Source organism: Acinetobacter larvae (genome assembly GCF_001704115.1).
Lineage (GTDB): Bacteria > Pseudomonadota > Gammaproteobacteria > Pseudomonadales > Moraxellaceae > Acinetobacter > Acinetobacter larvae.
This window is the reverse complement of sequence record NZ_CP016895.1, coordinates 1,936,987-1,961,652: the sequence shown is the minus strand read 5'-3', so window position 1 is coordinate 1,961,652 and position 24,666 is coordinate 1,936,987. Positions and strand designations below refer to the sequence as shown.

17 protein-coding genes are annotated in these 24,666 nt (G+C 44.3%); 9 read left to right on the top strand and 8 right to left on the bottom strand.

All coding sequences use genetic code 11. The annotated features are described in order from the left end of the window. The first annotated feature begins 3 nt into the window (after positions 1-3). From BFG52_RS08930 to BFG52_RS08915, 4 genes are all read left to right on the top strand, one after another. Positions 4-3,102 (top strand): multidrug efflux RND transporter permease subunit, encoded by a 3,099-nt coding sequence (locus BFG52_RS08930; RefSeq protein ID WP_067554948.1) that lies wholly within the window; start codon positions 4-6, stop codon positions 3,100-3,102. Then, positions 3,099-6,203 carry an efflux RND transporter permease subunit gene (locus tag BFG52_RS08925; protein ID WP_067554945.1) on the top strand — a complete coding sequence of 1,035 codons (3,105 nt, stop codon included), beginning with the start codon at positions 3,099-3,101 and terminating at the stop codon, positions 6,201-6,203. Before BFG52_RS08930 ends, BFG52_RS08925 begins: the two co-directional genes overlap by 4 nt. Positions 6,204-6,215: 12 nt before the next feature. Beyond that, positions 6,216-7,613 carry an efflux transporter outer membrane subunit gene (locus BFG52_RS08920; protein WP_067554942.1) on the top strand — a complete coding sequence of 466 codons (1,398 nt, stop codon included), beginning with the start codon at positions 6,216-6,218 and terminating at the stop codon, positions 7,611-7,613. 197 nt (positions 7,614-7,810) lie between these two features. After that, a complete protein-coding gene (locus BFG52_RS08915) occupies positions 7,811-8,284 on the top strand; it encodes a hypothetical protein (RefSeq protein ID WP_067554939.1) in 474 nt (157 codons plus the stop codon). A gap of 195 nt (positions 8,285-8,479) precedes the next feature. Here the strand turns inward: BFG52_RS08915 and BFG52_RS08910 are convergent, their stop codons facing one another. From BFG52_RS08910 to dnaE, 4 genes are all read right to left on the bottom strand, one after another. Beyond that, positions 8,480-9,385 carry an ABUW_2363 family tetratricopeptide repeat lipoprotein gene (locus BFG52_RS08910; RefSeq protein WP_067554936.1) on the bottom strand — a complete coding sequence of 302 codons (906 nt, stop codon included), beginning with the start codon at positions 9,383-9,385 and terminating at the stop codon, positions 8,480-8,482. Between the two features lie 369 nt (positions 9,386-9,754). Beyond that, the gene (cysE, locus tag BFG52_RS08905; RefSeq protein WP_067554933.1) at positions 9,755-10,660 is read right to left on the bottom strand and encodes a serine O-acetyltransferase; all 906 of its coding nucleotides are present in this window, start codon (positions 10,658-10,660) and stop codon (positions 9,755-9,757) included. Continuing rightward, the gene (locus BFG52_RS08900; protein ID WP_067554931.1) at positions 10,645-11,514 is read right to left on the bottom strand and encodes an RNA methyltransferase; all 870 of its coding nucleotides are present in this window, start codon (positions 11,512-11,514) and stop codon (positions 10,645-10,647) included. Before BFG52_RS08900 ends, cysE begins: the two co-directional genes overlap by 16 nt. Before the next feature lie 134 nt (positions 11,515-11,648). Next, positions 11,649-15,224, bottom strand: a complete 3,576-nt coding sequence (dnaE, locus tag BFG52_RS08895; protein ID WP_067554928.1) for a DNA polymerase III subunit alpha — start codon at positions 15,222-15,224, stop codon at positions 11,649-11,651. Positions 15,225-15,514: 290 nt separating this feature from the next. On the opposite strand from dnaE, the gene BFG52_RS08890 reads away from it, so the two are divergent. Continuing rightward, complete coding sequence (locus tag BFG52_RS08890; protein WP_169817565.1) at positions 15,515-16,498, top strand: tetratricopeptide repeat protein; 984 nt, start codon at positions 15,515-15,517, stop codon at positions 16,496-16,498. Between the two features lie 391 nt (positions 16,499-16,889). Here the strand turns inward: BFG52_RS08890 and BFG52_RS08885 are convergent, their stop codons facing one another. Next, a complete protein-coding gene (locus BFG52_RS08885; RefSeq protein WP_067554922.1) occupies positions 16,890-17,948 on the bottom strand; it encodes an asparaginase in 1,059 nt (352 codons plus the stop codon). A 287-nt stretch (positions 17,949-18,235) separates the two neighbouring features. Continuing rightward, positions 18,236-19,471, bottom strand: a complete 1,236-nt coding sequence (locus BFG52_RS08880) for a pyridoxal phosphate-dependent aminotransferase (RefSeq protein WP_067554918.1) — start codon at positions 19,469-19,471, stop codon at positions 18,236-18,238. A gap of 149 nt (positions 19,472-19,620) precedes the next feature. Between BFG52_RS08880 and msrB the strand changes: the two genes are divergently transcribed. Continuing rightward, positions 19,621-20,040 carry a peptide-methionine (R)-S-oxide reductase MsrB gene (msrB, locus tag BFG52_RS08875; protein WP_067554916.1) on the top strand — a complete coding sequence of 140 codons (420 nt, stop codon included), beginning with the start codon at positions 19,621-19,623 and terminating at the stop codon, positions 20,038-20,040. 362 nt (positions 20,041-20,402) lie between these two features. Here msrB and BFG52_RS08870 read toward each other — a convergent pair whose 3' ends face one another. Further along, positions 20,403-21,044 carry an NAD(P)H-binding protein gene (locus BFG52_RS08870; protein WP_157758091.1) on the bottom strand — a complete coding sequence of 214 codons (642 nt, stop codon included), beginning with the start codon at positions 21,042-21,044 and terminating at the stop codon, positions 20,403-20,405. A 257-nt stretch (positions 21,045-21,301) separates the two neighbouring features. Further along, on the bottom strand, positions 21,302-22,066 hold the full coding sequence (locus BFG52_RS08865) for a DUF481 domain-containing protein (RefSeq protein ID WP_081408663.1): 765 nt from the start codon (positions 22,064-22,066) through the stop codon (positions 21,302-21,304). Positions 22,067-22,464: 398 nt separating this feature from the next. On the opposite strand from BFG52_RS08865, the gene BFG52_RS08860 reads away from it, so the two are divergent. From BFG52_RS08860 to BFG52_RS08850, 3 genes are all read left to right on the top strand, one after another. Then, entirely contained in the window at positions 22,465-22,950 is a 486-nt protein-coding gene (locus BFG52_RS08860) for a glutathione peroxidase (RefSeq protein ID WP_067554910.1), read from the top strand. 138 nt (positions 22,951-23,088) lie between these two features. Continuing rightward, on the top strand, positions 23,089-23,937 hold the full coding sequence (locus BFG52_RS08855) for a helix-turn-helix transcriptional regulator (RefSeq protein WP_179946356.1): 849 nt from the start codon (positions 23,089-23,091) through the stop codon (positions 23,935-23,937). Positions 23,938-23,996: 59 nt separating this feature from the next. Beyond that, entirely contained in the window at positions 23,997-24,608 is a 612-nt protein-coding gene (locus BFG52_RS08850) for a LysE family translocator (protein WP_067554907.1), read from the top strand. Positions 24,609-24,666 lie beyond the last annotated feature (58 nt).

Genomic DNA, 24,666 nt, shown 5'->3' with positions numbered 1-24,666 from the left:
ATTATGAATATTTCTCGTTTCTTTATCCTTCGACCTGTTGCCACCACCTTGTTGATGCTGGCGTTGTTGGTCAGTGGTTTGTTGGTCTGGCGGATGCTGCCTGTATCGGCATTGCCACAAGTCGATTATCCTATTATTCAAGTTTTTAGCTTTCAACCTGGTGCCAATCCAGATACGGTGCAGCGTACGATCACCGCACCGCTGGAACGGGAAATGGGGAAAATATCCGGGCTGAAACAGATGTCATCGACCAGTTCGGTTGGGGCTTCTGTCATTACCTTGCAATTTGAGTTGAGCGCTGAGCTGGGCGTGGTCGAGCAAGAAGTACAGTCTGCACTGAGTACCGCTGGTAGTTTACTACCCAATGATTTACCCACACCGCCAATTTACCGTAAGGTCAACCCGGCAGATGTGCCAGTGATGACTTTGGCAATCAGCTCGAAGAGTCTGCCCTTGACCGAAGTCTATGACATGGTTGATACCCGTGTGGCGCAAAAACTATCGCAGTTGACTGGCGTGGGGATGGTCAGTTTGGCGGGGGGGCAGCGCCCTGCGATTCGGGTACAGATGAACCCGAGTGCATTGGCAGCTTATAAGTTGAGTGCCGAAGATGTGCGGAGCGCGATTCGTGCAGCCAATGCCAATCAACCCAAAGGTAGTTTTGATGGACCTTATCGTTCTACCATGCTGGACGCCAATGATCAGATTCGCAGTATTACGGATTATGAAAACTTGATTTTACGCTGGCAAGACAGTGCGCCCATTCGTTTAAAGGATGTGGCTAAAATTATTGAAGGCAGTGAAGACCGTTATATGGCGGCTTGGGCCGATAGTCAGTCTGCGATTTTGGTTAATGTACAACGTCAGCCCAATGCCAACGTGATTCAAGTGGCTGATCAAATCAAAGCGATCTTACCTGAATTGCAGAAAAACTTACCCGACAATGTTGAAATTCGGGTATTAACCGACCGTACCGATAGTATTCGTAGTGCAGTCAAGGATGTACAAAAAGAATTGGTCTTTGCTGTGTGCCTCGTGGTGATGGTGACTTTCTTATTTTTACGTAACTTGTCTGCTACGCTCATTCCAAGTATTGCGGTACCTTTATCGATCATCGGAACCTTTGTACTGATGTATTTCTTGGGTTTCTCAGTCAATAACCTAACCTTAATGGCACTGACCATTGCCACAGGTTTTGTGGTCGATGATGCCATTGTGATGCTGGAAAATATTGCCCGACATCGCGAGCAGGGTGAGAGCTTACTCAATGCCGCGCTTAAGGGGGCACATGAAATTGGTTTCACCTTAATTTCACTCACAGTATCTCTTATTGCGGTTTTGATTCCTTTACTGTTTATGGGTGATGTGGTGGGACGGTTGTTCCATGAGTTTGCCGTCACTCTGGCTGCCGCTATTGCTTTGTCCTTGTTGGTGTCGCTAACGCTCACCCCAATGATGTGTGCTTATTTACTCAAAGATCAGCCTAAGTCCAAAGAACAGACCGAGCAAAAAGCCGCTTCGAAATGGAATCTGGATGCTATAGTCAATGGCTATGGCAAAATGCTGCATTGGGTGCTGAAGCATCAAGCACTGACCATGACGGTGATGCTCAGTACAGTGGTTTTGGCTGGTGTATTGTATTGGTTTATTCCCAAAGGCTTTTTCCCAGTACAAGACAGTGGTGTGATTCAGGTGGTGACTGAAGCACCGGATGATATTTCGTTCCAAGCCATGAGTGAAAGTCAGCATCGTTTAGCCGATAAGATTTTAGAAAATCCTGCCGTGGCTAGTTTGTCGTCTTTTATTGGGGTTGATGCCAATAATCCTAAGCTCAGCAGTGGGCGGATTTTAATTAACTTAAAACCGCATAACGAACGTGAAAGCGCTGAAGCAGTCATGACGGATTTACGCGCTAAATTTAGTCAAGTGCAAGGCATAAAAGGTTGGATGCAACCGGTACAAGAACTGAGTATCGAAGACAAAATCAGTCGTACCCAATACCAAATGAGTGTTACGGCACCGCAAGCGCTACAGTTACAGCAATGGACTCCACAAATTGTCGAGGCTTTGCGTGAACATGCTGAGTTTGCTGATGTGAGCAGTGAGGATGAAGGGCATGCTTTACAGGCTTATATCGATATCAATCGCGATGCGGCAGCGCGATTGGGGCTGAGTATTGAAGACATTAGTTTGGCTTTGCAAAATTTATTTGCACAGCGACAAATCGCTACGCTCTATACCCAGTCTAACCAATATCGTATTGTGTTAGAGCTGGCACCTGAGTTGACCCAAGGCATCGAAGCACTGAATCAGACTTATATTCATAACAAAGCTGGGGAAACGGTGTTATTGAGTTCGGTGGCAAGTATTGCACAAAAGCGTGCACCGATTATTTTACAGCAGCAGTCACAGTTTCCTGCCAATGCCATTTCTTTCAATCTGGCCAAAGGGGTTTCTTTGGGTGAAGCTTTGGCGATCATTCAGCAAGTCGAGCAACAACTGCAATTGCCTGCGGATGTGCAGATACAATTACAAGGTGCGGCTGCTGCATTTGAAAACTCAATGCAACATACCTTCTGGTTGGTGGTGGCAGCCATTGTCACCATGTACATCGTGTTGGGTATGCTATACGAGAGCTTTATTCATCCGGTAACGATTTTGTCGACTTTACCCTCAGCTGCGATTGGTGCGCTGTTGGCATTGCTGATTTTAGATCGACCATTAGACATGATTGCCTTGATTGGGATTATTTTGCTGATTGGTCTGGTCAAAAAGAACGGCATTATGATGGTCGATTTTGCTTTGGCAGCACAGCGCAATGACGGGCTGGCACCGGAGCAAGCCATTTATCAAGCTGCATTGTTGCGTTTCCGCCCGATTTTAATGACCACTTTGGCAGCATTGGTGGGCGCGATTCCCTTGATGCTGGCAGCTGGTTCTGGGGCAGAGTTACGTCAGCCATTGGGCATCGTGATGGTGGGGGGCTTGATTGTGAGTCAGGTCTTGACTTTATTTACCACACCTGTGGTGTATTTGTTCTTTGATCGCTTACAAACACGAAAAAAGCAGCCTGATTCGGATCAAGCGGGAGTCGCCTCTTGAACTTTATCGCGACCTTTATTCAGCGTCCAATCGCCAGCTTCTTATTGGGCGTGGCTATTATTTTATTAGGGATTTTGGCTTATTTCAGACTTCCTGTGGCGGCTTTACCGGTAGCAGATATTCCAACCATTGTGGTGCAGGCGAGTCTGCCTGGTGCCAGCCCCGAGAGTATGTCGGCGACGGTGGCAACGCCTTTGGAGCGCGCCATGATGGGCGTGTCTGGGGTCAAAGCGATTAATTCCTCCAGTAACCAGAACTCGACTCAGGTGGTGCTACATTTTGACTTAAAAACCGATATCAATGAAGCAGCACGTGAAGTGCAGGCTGCCATTAATGCCGCGATGTCGCAGTTGCCCTCGGGGATGCCCAGCCCACCGCAATACTTTAAGATCAATCCCAGTCAAAAGGCGATTTATTATCTGGCATTGAGTTCCAAAAACTTATCTGCAGCCAAATTATATGAAATCGCCAGCCATCAGTTACAACCCAATTTGGCACAAATTCGCGGTGTGGGCAAAGTCAGTGTAGATGGTGCATCTATGCCTGCGGTACGCATTACCCTCAATCCCAATGCGTTGATTTCACAAGGTGTCTCTTTGGAGCAAGTGCGAGAGGCGCTGGTGCAAAGTAATGTCATTCAAGCCTTGGGCGTGGTGGAGCTGGAGCAAACACGCTGGCAGGTTGAATTATCTGCCAACTTAAAAGATGCCGATGACTTTGCCGAATTGGTGGTGGTACAACGTCCCAATGCGGCAGTACGTTTAAAGGATATTGCACAAGTTGAAGATTCGGTTGAAAACCGCTACGTCAATGGCTATCACAATGGTAAACCCGCGGTGATCTTAGGGATCAGCCGACAACCCAATGCCAATACAGTTGCCACCATTGATGAAATTAATAAACGTTTGCCGAGTCTGAGAAGCCTAATTCCTGCCGATGCTGAATTGACCGTGGTCATGGATGGTTCCAATGTAATTCGGTCCAGTTTGGATGAAGCACGGCATACTTTGTTATTTTCTATGTTGTTGGTGATTGTGGTCGTGGCTTTGATGTTGGGGCGTTTGCAAAGTGCCATTATTCCAACCATCGCCATGGGCGTTACCCTCATCGGTGTTTGTGCTTTGATTTATTTGGCAGGTTTTTCCCTTAATAATCTGTCGATTATGGCGATTATTGTTGCCACAGGACTGGTGGTGGATGATGCCATTGTGGTGCTGGAAAATATAGAACGTAATATTGAGCAAGGGCTTCAACCCTTGGCTGCGGCATTGCAAGGCATACGTGAAGTCGGTTTTACCTTGATTGCCATGAACCTAGCTTTGATTGTGATTTTCATTTCAGTGCTGTTTATGGGCGGGGTGATCGAGCGTTTATTCCGCGAGTTTTCGCTGACCTTGGTATTTGTGGTCTGTACCTCGGTATTTGTTTCTTTGATTTTAACCCCAAGTTTATCGGCACGATTTTTAAAGCCCTTGTCGGCCTATCAACATCAAAGGCTGTATCGGTCGAGTCATGCACTGTTACAGGCTTTAACGGATCGCTATATGCGTTCACTACGCTGGATTACCAAACACAGTTATGTGGTGGTGGTCTGCTGGATTGCTGCGATGAGTGCATCGGTCTATCTGTACAATACTTTGCCCAAACGCGTCTTGCCGGAGCAAGATACGGGGCGGGTTGAGGGCTTTATTCGCGGTGATGATGGTTTTTCATTTCAAGTGATGCAGCCGAAAATCTATGCATTTAACCAGTATTTATTGACAGACCCTGCGGTACAGGATGTGATTGGTATTGCTGGGGGCGAAACGGGATTGACCAACTCTTTCTTTATGGTGAGCTTAAAACCCAAGGCAGAACGTGACAGTCTATCGACGCATGAGGTCGTCGAGCGGATTAAACGCAATGCACCTTGGCAAGCCGGTTCAGTCTTCTCTGCGCGCGTGGTGCAGGACTTACAATTGGATGATCCTTTTGGCAGTGCCAATGCCCAAGAATATTTGTTATTGCTACAGTCCGATGATGTGACTTTATTACGTCAGTGGGTGCCTAAAGTTGCAGAGGCGATGAAGACCTTGCCAGAGCTGGAAGAAGTAGAAACCCAAGGCGATGAGGGGGCACAGCATGTGGTGCTGGATATTGACCGTGAAGCCGCGAAGCGCTTGGGTGTAGATTTATCGAGTATTGCGAGTGTGCTGAATAACTCATTTTCACAACGACAGATTTCGACCATTTATGATCAGACCAATCAGTTTCATGTGGTGATGGAAATCGATAAACATTTTACCGAACATCCGGAGTCTTTGGCGGATGTGCGGGTGCCGAATTTGACCGGTGGCTTTGTGCCGTTAAATAACTTTGCTACATGGTCTTATGGCATTAGTAATGATCGTGTGCATCGACGTAATCAGTATGCTGCCATGGGTATTGGTTATGTGGTGAAAGACGGATATAGCTATGAACAGGCGGATGCCGCCATTCGCAGTATCTTGCCTGATTTAATGCTCCCCAATCAGATCTTTATTACCACAGATCGTGATGCAGAGAGTGAAAGCTTACAAACAGGCTTGTCTACACCGATGTTAATTGTGGCGGTGATTATTTTGATCTTTATTGTACTGGGCGTAACTTACGAAAGTGTGGTGCATCCCTTTACCATTTTATCGACCATTCCCGCCGCCGCCGTAGGAGCACTGCTCATTTTATGGTTATTTAATATTCACTTTACCTTAATCGCTTTATTGGGCATGTTCCTCTTGATTGGGATTGTGGTGAAGAATGCCATTTTATTGATTGACTTTGCTTTATTGCAACAGCGCGCAGGAAAGTCCAGTGTCGAAGCCGTGTTGAGTGCGGCAAGATTACGCTTTAGACCCATTTTAATGACCAATGCTGCTGCATTACTTGGGGCAATTCCCTTGGCGTTGAGCTGGGGCGAGGGGGCAGAAATGCGTCAGCCACTGGGTGTTGTGATTGTCGGCGGTTTAATTTTGGGACAGTTACTCACTTTATATACCACACCGATTATGTTTTTAATCTTTGAAAATATCGCACAGCGCAGCAAAAAACTGCTGCGAAAACCGCAGCCACTTCAGCGAGATTAATGGGCATTAGTTATGAAATATTCAGTAATTCAGCTCAGTATTGTACTGAGTGGCAGCATGTTATTGAGCGCATGTCAATCGAGTTTAGAGCTTAAGCCCGCCGACTATGTTGTGCCCAGCATCGACAGCGCACAACGCTATAAATATGCCGATTTAAATTGGGTGTCGAGTGCGGATGTGGTCACTGAGGGGGATTGGTGGCAGCTCTACCAAGATCCAGTGCTCAGTCAGTTGATGCAACAGCTTAATCAGGACAACCTGAGTTTACAACAAGCTCAGGCGCGTTATCGTTCGGCGGCTGCATTGCTCGATGCTGAGCGCGCGCGACGCTCGGCACGTATTGATGTAACCGGCGATGCGAAGCGCAGTGGCGTCAAACACCAAGGCGCAGATAATCAATTTAGTGCTGGCATTCAAGCCAGTTGGGTACCCGATTTGTGGGGGCGCGTTGCCAAAGCGATTGAGGGGCAACAAGCCAATCTCATCGCTGCAGCGGCAGATCTCGCTGCGATTCGCTTAAATCAGCAATTACTTGCCGCAGATGCGTATTGGAATATACGGACTTTGGACTTACGTTTGGCGGTGCTTGATCAAACTGCTAAAAGTTATCAACGTTCAGTCACGATTTTAAATAACCAATACCAAGCGGGTTTTATTGCCCGTGCCGATGTGATTCAAGCCGAAACGCAGGCCAAACAAGTTGCTATTCAACAAACTGAATTACAGCGTGAGCGCAGCTTGCAGGAAAACGTTTTGGCTGTATTGTTAGGGCAAGCTGTGGTTGATTTTCAGTTGAATCGCAGTGCTTACCAATTTAAATTGCCACAGATTCCACAGCAAATTCCGAGTCGTATCTTGAGTCAACGCCCAGATGTGATTCGGGCTGAACGACAATTGGCGGCGCTCCATGCCGAATTAGGCTTAGCACAAACTGCATGGTTACCCGATGTCAATATTGGGGTGAATGCTGCGCTGAATAGCACCACGTTCAGCCACTTATTACAATCGCCGAATTATCTATGGTCGGTTGGTTTAAGTACCGTAGCCAATATTTTTGATGCTGGTAAACGCCAAGCTGACATCGCGCAAGCTGAGGCAAATTATCAAGAAAAACTTGCAGCGTATAAACAGAGCATCTTGACCGGATGGCAAGAGGTTGAGGATGCCTTGCTGCGTTCATCAAGCTTAGCGCAGCAAGCACAACAACAGCAGCAGTTATTGGATTTGGCAATTGAAAATGAGGGGGTGGTCACACGCCGTTATCAGGCGGGCTTGGTGAGTTATTTGGAAGTGGTGACTGCTCAGAATCTGCGTTTAAACAATGAACAGCAGAGCTTACAATTGCAACAGCAGCAAATGCACAATACGGTACAGCTTCTGGCGGCATTAGGCACGGGTTGGACGCAGTAACAGACCGCTGCCTTTTCGCTTTAGCAAGACTGATCTACTGGACTGCAAAATTCGCGCGCTCCCGTTGAGGATGAACGTGAATTTTGCAACTTTAAGTGGATTGCTTTGATTTGTTCTTTAAAAGTTATTTTTACATGCTATAGTCCTAAGCTATGCTAATTTATACTGTATAAATCTAGAGTTGATCCTGATAAATTATGAATAAAATCATCTTAATATCTACTGTTTTAAGCTTGGCTGCTGTTGGCACACATGCAGCTGAAACACCACAACCTGTCGCTGTTGCCACAAATGCGACACCCATTACCATTGAGACTCGCCCAGAAATTTTAGGATTGTGGGGCATGACCATTCAGGATAAAAATAAAAAATGTACGGAGTACTATAATTTCCGTGCCAATAACGAAGTTGTCATTCATAGTGCCAAAGAATGGTCTACCGGGATTTATCAGTATATTCCTTCACCCGACAATACCTTAAGCAAGGCACCGGTGTTGTTGATGGAAATTCAATATGATAATAATTTAAAAGATTGCTCTGGCATGCAAGAAGACCAGACTGGTGAAGTATCGCAATATTACATCCGTTGGGATGATGCCAAAACCATTCAGTTCTGTAACAATGAAAAAGCGGATAAGTGTTTTGCCATCCTACGCCGTGTTTCGCCTTAACCGCATTGCGGGAGAGGGTGAGATCAGGTCAGCACTGCGACAACATAGACCTTGATCAGCCATTATCTGAATCATCATCGATATAAAAAGCGCCTAAAGTTTGAACTCTAGGCGCTTTTTGATGTGACTGACTTTTGATGCGACTGATATGTTGATTGTGGCTCGCATGTCAGTCTGCATAATGGACTGTACGACTTAGTTTTTAAGCACTTGCCAGACGTTATAGCGACCTTTTTTATCGATTTCACTCAATAGACGGTCGACGACTTCTGCCTCGGATGGATATTTGACTTTATAATTTTTTAAAGTCTGAATCGCATTTTTCTTTTGTTCCATATAGATGTAGTTATTGGCAGCAGACAGATATGCTTCTTGTACACCTGCTTTCATTGCACGATCTAAATAAGGAATCGCTTCACGCTGACCACCACCTTCAGACAACGAGAAACCGAACCATAAATTGGCTTCAGGATCATCTTTGTTCATTTTTAAGATCCGCTGAGCATAGTTCAACGACTTGGTGGTATAAGCTGGGCCTAAGTCTAGGTTACGCCCTAAGATGCTGGCTTTGAATGCACGAATTAACACATCAAATGATGCATTCGGGCGTCCAGCCAATTGATCGAGTTCAGCAGAGACTTCTTTTAATTTACTTTCAAAACCATAGCGTTCTTGACGATCGGTGAAATTTGGTGGGTAATGACGTGCTTTGCCTTCAACCATTTGTAAGAAGTCATCAATCGCAGTAATGTCGATTTCATTTTGACCCGCCAAAACAGCATATTTTATGTTGCGGCTGTTGCTATTGATGGTGGGGATAATTAACTTATTGGTCTCTAGAATGATTTTTTTACCACTAGGATCAGTCACTTCCATTTTTTGGACCGGCGCTGCGGCAGCTTTTACCAATTCAAGTTCAAACACAGGCGGTTGATCATAATCAAATGGATTCAGTGCATAGAACGGAGGAGATAAATCAGGCTCAGTAAAAACGATAGGGTCGTTGTTATTGGTTGGCGTGTGTTTGCTAATACTTGGGGCATTACAGGCAGAAAGCAGGGATGCTGCGAGTAATGTCAATGCCAAGGGCTTTAGAGTCATATCCTTCATCCAATAATTTGTTGTAAAAAGTAAAGAATTTACCGCATACCAGTCTAAAAAAAGTCATTAGGACATGCAACTTGAAATGCCTGATGTTATTAAAATTAATACACTGAACACCTGAGTAATTTCATTTATGGTGTTTTTCGGCCATCCCGTTGCATCTCTCTGTCTATCGTATGCAGTTTTTGCTATTGCTCGATTTTTGCAATTACTCGATATGCTGTGACAATTCTAGTCTGTATCAGAAGTAATAGGCAATAATAGTGTGAGCAATAATACATTATTTAAAATGAATAGACAGTGGATCAAATGCTTTTGCACCACTGTCCAGTCAGTTTGTTGTTATTTGTCTGAAAATTAAGCGCATTAAGGGCTGGAGCTATTTTGTGCCTGACATTCACGGCGTAAGTTTTCCAAAATATCATGCTCTGCAGCAGTGAGTTTTTCTGGGTCATCTTGCTGAAAACTGGGGTCTAGCTGGCTTAAGCGTTGGCATAAAAATTGGATTTGTCGTTCATTGCTGTGTAGACGATCGAGTAATACCGCTAAACCTTGCAAGACTGGGTCAGACAAATCGTGGGTTGCTGCATAAGGTTCAAAACCAATACTGGCCGCATAATCTCGACGTTGTTGCTCCGCCGCATGTTGTTCCGCAGTATGGGGAATTGGCGAGACTGTGGGGCAAGGGGCCCGGTTTGCGTCTTTGACCTGCTCGCTGATGTGGTCTTTGGCTTGTTCTTTGATCTGATCTTTGGCTTGTTCTTTGAGAATGAAACGCGCTGGGTTGCCCACGGCTGTTGCACCGGCAGGCACGGCTTTGGTGACGACGGCATTGGAACCAATCTTCGCCCCTGCGCCAACGGTAAAGGGACCGAGGATTTTAGCCCCCGCACCAACGACCACACCATCTTCTAGCGTAGGATGGCGTTTGCCTTTATTCCATGTGGTGCCACCAAGGGTAACCCCATGATACAACGTGACATCATCACCAATTTTTGCTGTTTCACCAATCACCACACCCATACCGTGATCGATAAAAAAGCGTTTACCGATTTCAGCACCAGGATGAATCTCAATGCCCGTGACCATGCGATTGAATGAAGATAATATCCGTGCAGAGGTTTTACATTCTTTACGCCATAGTCGATGCGCGACACGGTGCATCATCAAGGCGTGAATGCCAGGATAAGTACTTAGGACTTCAAAGCTGTTACGTGCCGCTGGGTCACGTGCAAATACGGCTTGAATATCTTCTTTCAGCTGTTTGAGCATGCGTTGTCTTTCTCTTGCGGGGTTGATTTTTTCCAAGTGCCATGACTTAAGGCTTGTACTCGCGTGAATACGCCGCGTAGTAAATGATATTCCATACGATCTAATTGTATACGTCCAAAAAGGCGGCGCAAGCGCAAAGGCAATAATCTTGGGTTATTGGGGTCCATAAACTCAATATCGACCAACATTTTTTCTAAATGCGGGTAAAACTGTTGCATTTGTGCTTGATCAACCAGAGGTTCATCCCATTGCATCTGCGTTGTGTTGCCCAGTAGTGGCATTTGTTGTTGTGAATCTGGCTGTGCTGCTGGGGTGATTGCATGTTGCCGTGCCAGTTCAGCCATACGCATTTCATAGCAAATAATCTGAATGGCTTGCGCAACATTGAGCACACCATAGTCGTGATTGACCGGAATGGTGAGATGGTAGTGGGCAAGGGCGAGTTCTTCATTGGTGAGCCCGCGGTCTTCACGACCGAATATCACTGCGATTTGCTGTTGTTTTTCTGCCATGGCGTTAATGGCAAGCGCTGCAGCCGGTCTTGCTTCAAGTAAGGGCCAAGGAATGGTGCGGCTTCTGGCGCTGGTGCCAAAAACCAGATGGCAATCGGCAATGGCTTGTTGTAGCGTTTCCACCACTTCGATGTGTTCAATCAGATCTGCTGCACCTGCTGCCAAGGCATCGATATCTGGATGCGGAAAGTTTTTCGGTGCGACCAAAACCAGCCGTGATAAGCCCATGGTTTTCATTGCCCGTAATGCGCTACCAATATTGGCGGCAAGCGTGGTATTGACCATGACGATACGAATCTGCTGCAAGGCGGTATTGACTGCAGTATTGTGTGGTTCTTGCATAATTGTCCTAAATCTTGGGGTGAGCGATGTTCACTGTGCCGATCACGACTTTACTGATCATTATTTTGCTGATCCTTACTTTAGCGCTGATCATTTAGATCGTTTTTAGATCACTGGGATTAGGTGGAGCTTCGCTATTCGCTATATTGTGGCATATCTTGCGCCTCAAGCGATTGTTGATATTGATCCAGTGCCTGATCGATATCTTGGCTATGATCGAAGGTCTGTGCTGGATAGCTTTGCCGCTGCGGTTGTGCTGCTTTGGATTTTACTTGGTATTCAACATAAATATTGTCTTTACCGAAGTAGTCTCTTAATTGTGCCAATAGCGCATCTAAAGGTGCAACCAGACAGCGTTGGCTGAGTTGTAAATCGGCCGTGGCATACTCAAAGTCCAGATGGAGCAAAATCGGAATATGGCGATTATCATCGACCTGATGATAAGGTGCCAAGATCTTGGCTAATTCTTGTGCCAACTGGGCATGAAGATGATCCGCTGTGAGCTGGATCGCAATGTGTGTTGCACGTTTTTGTCGAATTTCATTGAGGCTAAAGGCTTTGGTCAAACGACCCATCGGGCGTTCATAGCCTTCACGCTCATAGATTTCACCTTCAATGACGACCAGTTTGTCATTTTGAATGATGTCTTTAAAACGTTGAAAACGTTCGTGGTTGGCAGAAATTTCTATACGCGCTGTACCATCATCGAGGGTGATCATGATACGGTTGGGGAAGTTGGCGACATCAACCACATAACCAGCAAAAACAGTGGTTACCCCGCGACGCGTTGGGCTGAGTTCATTAATTTTATGCGGAATAAAAGCTTTTAACTCTGCTTTATAGACATCGATAGGGTGACCCGTGAGATAAAGTCCTAAGGTGTCTTTTTCACCTTTTAACCGAACTTCATCACTCCACGGCTTCACTGGTTTCATCGGCTTACGTTGCACTTCTGCAACTTCACCAAATAAGTCCATGATGCCCGTTTCGCGGTTTTGCCGTGCTTGGTCTGCGGCTTGTACCGCTTCAGGCAGTTCCGCCATTAGGGTTGAACGCTCAGCACCCAAACAATCCAATGCACCGGCGCGAATCAAGGCTTCTAAAGTCCGTTTATTGATTTTTTTGAGGTCAATACGGTGACAGAAATCAAATAAATCTTTGAATTCACCATCTTGTTGGCGTGACTCAATCACGGATTGCATGGCTTGTTCGCCAACGCCTTTAATCGCACCTAAACCATATACAATGGTTTGCGCATCTATGGCGTGGAAACGATATAAAGATAAATTGACCGAAGGTGGCAGTACCGCTAGGCCGTTACTACGACAGTCATCGATAAGAAACACCACACTGTCTGTGTTTTGCATTTCCGATGACATAACCGCCGACATAAATTCGGCCGCATAATGTGCTTTTAGCCAAGCAGTTTGATAGGCAACCAGCGCATAGGCGGCGGCATGTGATTTGTTAAAACCATAGCCGGCGAATTTTTCCATATAGTCAAAGATATGGTTTGCTGTCGCTTCATCGATATCTTTTTTGGCAGCCCCTTCAATAAAAATCTGCCGCTGCTTAACCATTTCTTCGGGTTTCTTTTTCCCCATCGCACGGCGTAATAAATCCGCACCCCCAAGGGTATAACCCGCACAGTACTGCGCTGCCTGCATCACCTGTTCTTGGTAAACCATAATGCCGTAAGTGGGTTCTAATACGCCTTCTAGCAAAGGATGTAAGTACTCGAACTCACCGCCGTGCATACGGTGAATAAAGTCTGGGATGAGATCCATCGGACCGGGGCGGTATAAAGAAACGAAGGCAATAATTTCTTCAAATTTGCTTGGGCGTGCTTCTTTGAGCATGCGTTTCATACCGACGGATTCAAACTGGAATACCGCAGTGGTATTGGCTTCAGCAAAGATTCGGTACGCTGCTGCGTCATCAAGCGGGATGTGCTCAATGCGTAATGCGTGTTCGGTTGGAAGGCGTTTATTGATATTCTGGAGTGCATCTTCGATGACAGTCAGGTTTCTTAGCCCCAAGAAGTCAAACTTGACCAGCCCAGCAGCTTCTACATCGTCTTTATCGAATTGGGCAACACGGTTGGTACCATCTTCATCACACAGTACCGCAGAGAAGTCGGTAATTTTAGACGGTGAAATCACCACACCACCAGCATGTTTACCGGTATTTCGGGTAATGCCTTCGAGTTTAAGCGCCATTTCCCAAATTTCAGCAGCATCGTCATAATCTGGGTTGGATGGATTGGTGACAATGTCTTTAAGCTGTGGCTCCATATCGATGGCCGTTCGTAGATCGACGCCCAACGGTTTGGTGGGAACCATTTTCGAAATACGATCCGCCAGACCATAAGATTTACCCAAGACACGGGCAACATCTCGAATAGCACCTTTGGCTGCCATGGTCCCGAAGGTTGCAATCTGTGAGACCGCATCACGACCATAATGGCGTGAGACATAATCGATTACCCGGTCACGTCCAGCAATACAGAAGTCGACATCGAAGTCGGGCATTGAGACCCGTTCTGGGTTTAAGAAACGTTCAAAGAGTAGATCATAACGCAATGGGTCAAGGTCGGTAATTTTTAAGCTAAAGGCGACCAACGAACCGGCACCAGAACCACGACCAGGACCAACAGGTACGCCATTATTTTTCGACCACTGGATAAAGTCCATGACGATGAGAAAGTAACCCGGAAAACCCATGGAGTTAATGATATTAATCTCATAGGCCAAACGCTCATCATAAGGTTTACGCACCTCAGCCCAATCTTCAGCACGTTTTTCGAGCGGATAAAGTTGTAATAAACGTTCTTCTAGCCCTTGTTGTGAGATGTGCTCAAAGAAGGTGTCAATGGTATGACCTTCTGGAATAGGATAGTCGGGGAGATAATAGGTTCCGAGCTTGAGATTGACGGTACAACGCTGGGCAATGGCGTAGCTGTTGCTGATGGCTGTAGGAATATCTGCAAAAAGTTCAGCCATTTGTTCGGCTGTTTTAAAATACTGTTCTGCCGTATAGTTTTGTGGACGGCGTTGATCGGCTAAGACATAACCGTCGGCAATACAGACGCGCGCTTCGTGCGCTTCATAATCTTCTGGCTTAATAAAATGTACGTCATTATGCGCAACCACCCCAATTTGATACTGAGCAGCATAATGTAAGGCATGTTGAATAAAATCTTCTTCTTGTGGGCGTTGGGTGCGGGTAATGGCAAAATAAACCCGATTGCCAAACTTTTCAATCCACGCTTCTAATAAAGGTTCCGCTTTTTGTGGATTAGAAGAACAGAGCATTTTGCCCACATCACTGTGCATGCCCAATAATACAATCAGGTGTTCAGACTTTTCTAAAATCCATGATTTATCGACACAGGGAATACCTTGTTGTTGCCCTTTAATAAAGCCATCAGAAACAATCTCGGTCAGTGCCCGCCAGCCGTCATTGTTAATGGCATATAAGGTGGCTTTGTGTTCGGGATCATTTAAGCGAATGGTACTACCAAAGATTGGTTTGATTCCTGCACCGACACAGGCTTTATTAAACTTGACTGCGGCATGCAAGTTGCTCAAATCAGTAATCGCCAGCGCCGGCATCTGTTCCGCAGCTGCGACTTTAATCAATTCAGGTATTCTGACGATCGATTCAGTAATCGAAAATTCAGTATGAATGCCTAAGTGAACAAACTGCATGAGAAAACCCTAAAATAAAACCGCCGCTATTTTAGCATGCTCTGTAGCATGGCGGCAGCGTTAACTACAGCAAACACCGCTTTCTGCTGTTTGTTTGGGTAAATATCGTAGTATTGCGGGATAAGACTGGGAGAAAAACGCTGGGTAGATTAAAAAATAACACGTCAAGTGGGTGTGAGGATTTTAGCTGTATTGTTTAAATTCAAAAACTGAATGGCACTACTTTTCAAATTCTGAAAATACCCATAAGATAAACGAACTTATCTAAACCATTCATGTGTAGAGACTTCATGACAATAAAAAAACTTATGCAAGCCATTTGCCTATCTGGGGCAATGTTTGGATCAATGGCTTATGCTGCAACGGAAGCTGTAGAGCCGGAAGTGTACAGTCAGCAGTTGTTGCAAAAAGCCAAACAAGGTAATGCCGATGCGCAATACAATATTGGCGAAGCGTATTATCAAGGCTATGGCGTTGATGAGGACTTAGACGAAGCATTTAAATGGTATAAAAAAGCCGCAGCACAGGGTCAAGTCGAAGCGATTTATTCTATTGGCTACATGTATGACGAAGGTGAGTCGGTCGATGAAAACAATGTTGAAGCGGTTAAGTGGTATACTCAAGCCGCCAACAAAGGTCATAACTTGGCGGCTTATAATCTTGGCATCATGTATGAAGAAGGCGAAGAAGGTGTTGCCGCAAATGCCAAAAATGCTATCTTTTGGATGAAAAAAGCAGCCGATAATGGCTATGCCGATGCCCAATATCATTTGGCCAATCATTATGACAACGGGGATTATACTGCGGTTGATAAAGCCAAGGCGGTATATTATTTTAAACTCGCAGCAGATCAAGGTCTGGACGCTGCACAAAATAATCTTGGTGTAATGTACGAGCAAGGTGAGGGGGTAAAACAAAATTACGCAGAAGCAATGCGCTTATATAAAGCTGCGTCTGAACAAGGGCATGCCTTAGCAACTGCCAATCTCGCTAGCCTCTATGAAAATGGTTATGGTGTTGCCAAAGATTATAAAACTGCGGTCAAGTATTATGAACAAGCCAATGAGCTTGGGCATTATCAGGCATTGAATTCTTTGGCAAAGCTCTATGAAGAAGGGGGTTTTGGTTTAAAGAAAAATATTCGTAAAGCCAAGCAATATGCGGATGAGTTTATACAATACCAAGAATACTACGCAGAAGAAGTTGATGGCGAAGACGCTGATGAAGCAGCAGCCGAGGCTGTGGCAGATGCTGCGGCTGAAGCACTGGATTAAACCGTGATCATGCTATAACGTGATCACGCTATAAAAAGTCATAGCTTTTAAAAACAGCATGTTTAAAAGCAACATGCTGTTTTTTTGTTTTCTGATCAAAAAGAAAGACTTGTTTTTATAGTGATGGCATATCGCAAGGCGTTGGTCATCTTTTTTCGGCGACGCCTTTGCAAATAAGTTTTTTCTTCATAAGATAAGCGCTCATTGCCCAATGTGTCAGAAGTGTGCGAGGACCATTGAGCAATGTATGCGCCGCTTTATAACAATCTGTCTATGCCACAATAATAAATGACCGCCCTCATCTAAGCATGTTTAGATGAGGTTTTTTTCTGTTGCGACAGATTCGCTGCGTTGCAGTGAAATCACTTAAAATAGCGCCTTGCTATCAGTCTTAATATTCCCAAAACATGGTTTGTAATTGCTTGGCATCTTTGCTTTTCGTCAGCGCTAATGCGGTGAGTATACGGGCTTTTTGCGGGTTGAGATCATGTGCAACCACCCAGCCATATTGATCATCGGGTTGCTCGGCATTGCGCAGTACAAAACCGGCAGCAACCCGTGAAGCACGCACGATTTGTATCCCTTGTTGTTGTAATTGTTTTAGTGTTGGCACAATCTGTGCAGCAACCGAACCATTTCCCGTACCGGCATGAATAATCGCCTGCGCGCCATTTTTGGCATAGGCAAGATAAGCATCGGGTGACATATTGGTCGCAGCATAGACAATTTGCACATTGGGGAGCTGATCGCCCTGAATATTTTCAATATTAAATTCAGACTGTTGGTTGAAGCGCTTACTGACCTGTCTAAACCAATACGTTTTGCCTTCAACCACACTGCCTAAAGCGCCCCATTGGCTTTGAAAGGCATCCGTGTGGATATTAATACTTTTACTGACATCACGTGCTGCATAGATATTATCATTCATCATCACCAGCACGCCTTTGCCCCGCGCACTGTCACTGGCAGCCAAAGCCACAGCACTATAGAGGTTCAGTGGACCATCGGCAGATAAGGCGGTTGCTGGACGCATAGCGCCCACCAAGACGATGGGTTTGTCACTGGCAATGACCAGATTTAAGAAAAAAGCGGTTTCTTCTAAGGTGTCTGTACCATGGGTGATCACCACACCATGTACATCAGGTTTTTTTAGTAAGCTATTGACTTGGCGCGCTACGGACAATAGTTCTTTGTCGGTGATGCTTTCTGAGGCAATTTGCAGGGCTTGTACACCGCTCACATCAGCCAGTTCTTTGAGTTGTGGAATCGCGTTGATCAGTTGTTGCACGGGTACTTTGGCCGCAGTATAGGTCGCACTATTGCTGGCACTGGCACCAGCACCGGCAATGGTCCCGCCAGTTGCAACCACCACCACATGATTTTTAGCCCAGCTATTTAGGGGCAATAACAGACTTAAGCTTAAGCCGAGAACACTCCATGTTTTACGCATCTTTTTTCCTCATTGTTTTACACGTTTTGTTTTTTACAATCGTTGTTTTTGCAATCATTGCTTTTGCAAGCATTGTTTTGAAATTGTGCTATTGGCTGTTGCAAGAATAAATTCAAGATAGCTCATAGCAATATAATGCGAAATATCAGAATGCACTAGCCTCTAGGCGAAGATTTTAACGATGATGAGTTGAAATTGCAGTAGCACAGTACCCTGCAATTGCATTGCAGGGTACTGATTATGAGGGGTTTAGATTGTCTTTATTGGCTTTTGTTTCGCGTATCTATTTAGCGGATTTTGGCCAAGAAACGGCTAAGGCGCTGAATGGCTTCACGTAGTTCATTTTCAGCTGGTAGAAAGACTACACGGAAATGGTCTGGTGTTGGCCAGTTAAAACCGGTGCCTTGGACCAAAAGCACTTTTTCGGCACGCAATAGGTCAAGCATTAACTGTTCATCATCTTGGATGGGATAAACATCCGGGTCTAAGCGTGGGAAGCAGTACATTGCACCTTCAGGTTTAACACAACTTACACCAGGGATGTCATTGAGCATTTCCCAAGCGATATTGCGTTGTTCATATAAACGACCACCTGGGCGGATCAAGTCATTAATGGATTGATAACCGCCAAGCGCAGTTTGAATGGCGTATTGTGCTTGGTGATTGGCACATAGACGCATGGATGCCAACATATCTAGGCCTTCGATATAATCGGCGGCACGGCTTTTGTCACCAGTAATGACCATCCAGCCTGAACGAAAGCCAGCAATACGATAGGACTTAGATAGACCATTAAAGGTAATACACAGTTGATCACCAGCTAAGGCAGCGATAGACACGTGTTCGATGCCGTCATAGATGATTTTGTCGTAAATCTCATCTGCAAATAAAATCAGATCATATTTTTTCGCTAGACGCACCAATTGTTCTAAAATATGACGCGGATATACTGAACCTGTTGGATTATTGGGATTAATAATGACTAAGCCACGGGTATTGGGCGTAATTTTACTTTCAATATCGGCCAAGTCTGGATACCAGCTATTTTCTTCATCACATTTATAGTGAATCGCTGTACCACCAGAGAGATTAATCGCCGCGGTCCAGAGTGGGTAATCTGGCATTGGAACCAGCATTTCATCGCCGTCATCTAATAAGCCTTGCATGGCCATGACGATTAGCTCTGAAACCCCATTACCAATATAAACATCTTTGACGTTGAGGTCTAAGATACCTTTTTGCTGATAATATTGGCATACGGCTTTACGTGCTGGAAAAATTCCCTTGGAGTCGGTATAACCAATCGCATTGGGAAGGTTTAAAGCCACATCATTAATAATTTCTTGTGGGGCTTCAAAACCAAATGGCGCTGGGTTGCCAATATTTAGCTTGATAATTTTATGCCCGGCTTCTTCCATATCGTTGGCGGCTCGCAACACTGGTCCACGAATGTCATAGCAGACATGTTCTAATTTTGATGATTTTTTGATTTCGCGGGGTGATGTATAACCTAAAACGGACATAAGATGCATCCAGTGATGTGAGGATATAAAAATAGAGCGTATTTTGCTAAATCTCTATTGAAATTAGACTAGAAATTTAGCACGCTCTAGCGTAAATATGAAAGTCTTGAAGCATGACACTGAATGTTAAATATTTAAAGGAGTTAATCATGGGAAAACTCAATAAAACTGAGCGAGAGTGGCAAAGAGCATTATCGCCTGAGGAATTTCGAATTACCCGGCAAAAAGGTACTGAACCGGCATTTACGGGTAAATACTGGAATAGCCACCAACAAGGCATTTATGTTTGTCGTTGTTGCGGTGAGCCATTATTTTCTTCAGAGCACAAATACGATAGTGGTTGTGGTTGGCCGAGTTTTTATCGATCCATTGAAAATGCTGCGATTGAGGAGCATGAAGATCTTTCACATGGTATGCATCGCATAGAAATCGTTTGCCATCATTGTGATGCACACTTGGGGCATGTATTTGAAGATGGACCAGAGCCAACAGGGCTACGTTATTGCGTGAATTCGACTTCTTTGGACTTAAAAACCCAAGAGAAAAATGACGAAGATAATTACCCCTAAGATTATTGACCTTAAGGTCATTAGCCTTAAAGTCATTAGTATTAAGATCAATGGCTTTACGAGCATTGCCCTTAAGAACATGATCTTTAATGCGATCCTTGATCAAGGCATACGGAGTGAATTTTGATCGCGACTACAGATTTGAGCAAGCCCGCTGGGCGTGGATACAGGGAATAACATTTTGATTGTTTGACGTGCTTTCAACTTTAATATTTTGCATGAGCTATCGTGATTGATAGTGAATGAGGCGGTTTAAGTAAAATAGCGCTTGATGGTTTAAATCAAGCGCTATTGTTTTTTGACTGAAACATCGACTAAAACATTGTCTGAAAATAAGTTGTTGAAAAAAGTTACTGAAAAATTTACGAGAATAAATGCTGATTTTCTATAATAGATAAGCCTGGTGTTTGTGGCTGGATCAGGGCATTGACCAACGCAGCTGCCACAGTCTGGCTTTCCACTGCACGCCACTGTTTGGGAAAATAGCGTGCAATACCAGCAGTAATCTTTTCAACCAGTCGCCCATCATCGCGATGTCGAATTAAGATTGAGGGTCGTATAATGGTTAATTGTGGAAAATGCAGAGCAATGAGAGCCTGTTCTACTTGTCCTTTGACACGGTTATAAAAGAAGTGTGAATGGGTATAAGCACCATACGCACTGACCATGAGAAAATGTTGAGCACCTTGTTGTTTTGCCAATTGGGCAATCTTTAATGGGTAGTCGTGATCTATCTTGATATAATTTGCATCGGAGCCTGCTTGCTGGCGTGTGCTACCCAGCGCGCAAAAGACGGCATCACAATTAAAATAATCTGCATGTTGATCTAAAGCATCGAAGTCTACGATATAGTTACGAATCTTTGCACTTTGCGCTGTAAAAGCACGCCGTGTAATCACAATGATTTCTGTTATTTGCGCTTGCTGTTGCAGCGCTTTTACAATTTCTTGACCTACAGCACCTGTTGCGCCAACCACCAAGACCCGTTTGATCTCCTGCATCATACACCTCATGTTGAATTGGATTATTAGAAAGATTCTGATCGAATGACCTTAACATGCTGATGAGAAAAAAAGCACGCTTTTACGATGTGCTTTAGCTTCTACTTTGAGCTTCTACTGTGTGCTTCTACCGAGTGTATTGCAGAATATATTGCAGAATGGTTGATGTGTGCATATTGAGGATATGCAGGTGAAAAGACCCCAGCCCTAGGCTGGAGTCTACTTTAGGCTTGATGTGATCAAGCGCTTTGTCTTAGGTCTTAGTGGCTGTATTTTAAACCGACCGATAAGAGTGAATCGCGGTTATTACCAATATCTGCTTGGGTGTCTTTGAGTTGATAACTGACCAGACCAGACAGACTTTGTGTCAAGTGTGCGTTGACACTACTACGTGAACGTAAGACTTGAGACTTATCGCCGAACTCATAGCTTAAGTCTTGGTTAAAGCTTAGCGTAGGGTTAAATCGATATTGATAATACAGTCCTAGGGTACCGATTAATTCATTAAAATCATTATGAGGTGCATAGCGCTCTTTGCTATAACGATAACCTGCACCTGCTTCAGCGGTTAAATTTTGCTTTTGCTCTTTTAAAATATCAATGCCGAGTCCCGCAGTAAGGTTGGTCTGATAGTCGAAGCTGCTAGATAAGTCTTTGTCCCACTGTACCTTGGCAAATTGATAAAGCGTATCGGAACTGCGATGGAGTGCTTTACCAGATAACATATAACGTTCTACATTTTTGCCAGAATCGCCATCATCATTAGCACTTACTGCTTCAGCACGTATTTCTTGACCCCATACACCGACTTGACGTTGCCAGAGTAGATTGGCAGCCAGATTTTCTTTTTTTGTCGATGAGCCCTTAGACTTGGTGTTATTCAATAAATAACTTAAATCGCCTTCAAAACGATAAGGTTTATCCTGAGATAAATTAATATTTCCAACATATTCACGTGTTGGAGCAATGTCTGCAAATGCAAAACCAGAGAATGTTGCGAGCATAAGTAATGAATATTTTTTCATTGATAACTTGTTTCCGTTATTGAGTGATTTATATCGAGTTATGGTCCATAAGGTTTTTGAATATAGATTAAAATAATCATCTTATTGTAAGTTTTCTTTATAATAATGTGGTTTGTATCACATAATTTAAGATTGAAATTGTTTTACTGGCCTGTGCTCAGTATTTTTATTATCGTGACAGAGTCGGCACGCGCTGAAAGAATCGCGTCAAAAAATAACGGCAAAATAACCTTAAGATGATGCAGCCTGCTAGGCTGCTGCGAAACTCAAATTTAAGTTCGATTTTTAAGCAGTATTTAGAATTGCTTAACTTTTGTAACTTCATGAAAATAAAGCTATTAGTTTAAATATAAATATGCTTAGATTCAGTCTGGTTTGCATAAAAAGGATCCTTCATTATGACCAGTATTTATCAATTTGACGCTGAACGGCTGGATGGTCAAAACCAATCTTTTGCCGACTACCAAGGGCAGGTGCTTTTGATCGTAAATACTGCCAGCAAGTGTGGTTTTACCTCACAGCTCGCAGGCTTAGAAAAGCTTTATCAACACTATCAATCACAAGGTTTTGTGGTATTGGGTTTTCCATGTAATCAATTTGGTGGGCAAGACCCAGCGAGTAACGAAGAAATCGGCGCATTTTGTCAAAAAAACTATGGTGTGAGTTTTCCAATGTTTGCCAAGATTGATGTGAAAGGACCTGAAGCGCATGTGATTTTTCGTTATTTGACCAATAACAGTAAAGGTGTTTTGGGCAATGGCATTAAATGGAATTTCACCAAATTTTTAATCAATAAAAAAGGTGAAGTCATTGAGCGTTATGCACCGACCACGAAACCAGAAGCGATTGCCGCTGATATTGAAAAAGCTTTGGCTGAGCCATAAGGCGATGTTTGTGATGATGGTGTGATGAAAAATCTTAAAGCACATGACTTTAACGAGTGTGGTCTCAAAGCATCTAAACTGAAAGAATGTACCCTTGAAGCGCATAGGCTTAAATTGCCTAGAACTGGAATCTAAGTCATGTTCAATTCTTCAGCTGCTATAGAAGCTGAGTTTTTCTACGACCCGCGGATGCCTTATGTGGAAACACGACGGGCATGCCAAAGTCGTATTTGTTATCAAGCACATAGTCATGGCACTTTTTCTATAGGCGCCGTTGATGCTGGGCAGAGCCGGTTTAGTAGTTATTTACATGTAGAGACTGTGATTGAGCCGGGCTGTTTGGTGACTATTCCAGCACATGTGCAACATAGCTGTAATCCGTTGCCTGAGCAGCATTGGAGTTACCAGATGATGCATCTGGATGTGGTCTGGTTAGCACAATTATTACAAGAACATTTGCAACAACCGCTACAGCAGCATATTCCTTATTTCACACCACAAATATTAAGCAACCCACAGCATTACCGTGTGTTTAGTCAATTAAATGCTGCTCTATTTGATCGTAATCTTAGCATTGCCGCCAAGGAGCAGCTTTTAATTGAGGCATTAAGTCAAATTCTACTCAGCGATTTTACTTGGTCGAATAGTCATTATTTTAAAAATGAGCATGGTCTATTGGAGCAATTATTGTTCCAGATTGATCAGGCCGATCATGTTTTATCCTTGGCTGAGCTTGCCGAAACTGCGCAATGTAGTCGATTTGCCTTGATTCGCTTATTTAAACATTATTTGGGTTTGAGCCCGCATGCCTATCAGTTGAACCGTTGTGTACAGCTGGCACGACAAGCCCTCCAGCAAGGGCAGCCGGTAATTGAAGTCGCGTATCAGTTGGGTTTTAGCGACCAAAGTCATTTTCATCGTGTTTTTAAGGCGCACACAGGAGTAACGCCTAAGCAATATCAGCAAGGATATAAGGCTGCAATTTAATACAAGAATATCGACTAGCCCTTGTCTATAGTCAGCTCTGATTTTTGTTGGAGTGATAGATGACGCTATTTTTACTCATTGCTGTTACGCACTTTGTTGCCTTGTTATCGCCGGGACCTGATTTTTTTCTGATCTTAACCACTTTACTCAGACAAGGACGCCATGCCGCGGCTTGGGTCTGTTTGGGCATCGCGCTTGGTAATGCCGTGGTATTGCTGTTTATTTATTTGTGCATGCACGACTTACAACAGCTGAATCCAGATGTTATACAGGATATTCAATATATTGCAGCAGCTTATATGCTGTATTTGGCTTGGCGTTGTATACAAGCGACACAGCAGCCACCGCTACAATGGCAGTTTGAGCAGCCAATGGCTGTACGGCAGAGCTGGAAGCTGTTGGCACTTGGATTGCAGTCTAGTTTGTTTAATCCCAAAAATATCTTGTTTTATAGCAGCTTAATTTTGATGTTCTATCAGGAGCTGACGGGGTGGCAACATGCCAGTCTATCCGTGTGGATGGTCAGTGTAGTGCTGTTCTGGAATTTACTGTTGTTGAGGCTACTGAGCTTGCCGCAATGCATGCGCTATTTACAACAGTATGCAGTGTATTTACACGCGCTGGCTGCACTATGTTTTACTATTTTTGCGGGGCTGATGTTGTGCAGCTAATTCGTAGCATTGACCTTTTCAAATGATTTGATTTGCAGTGCTCTAGCGTGGGCTAGAG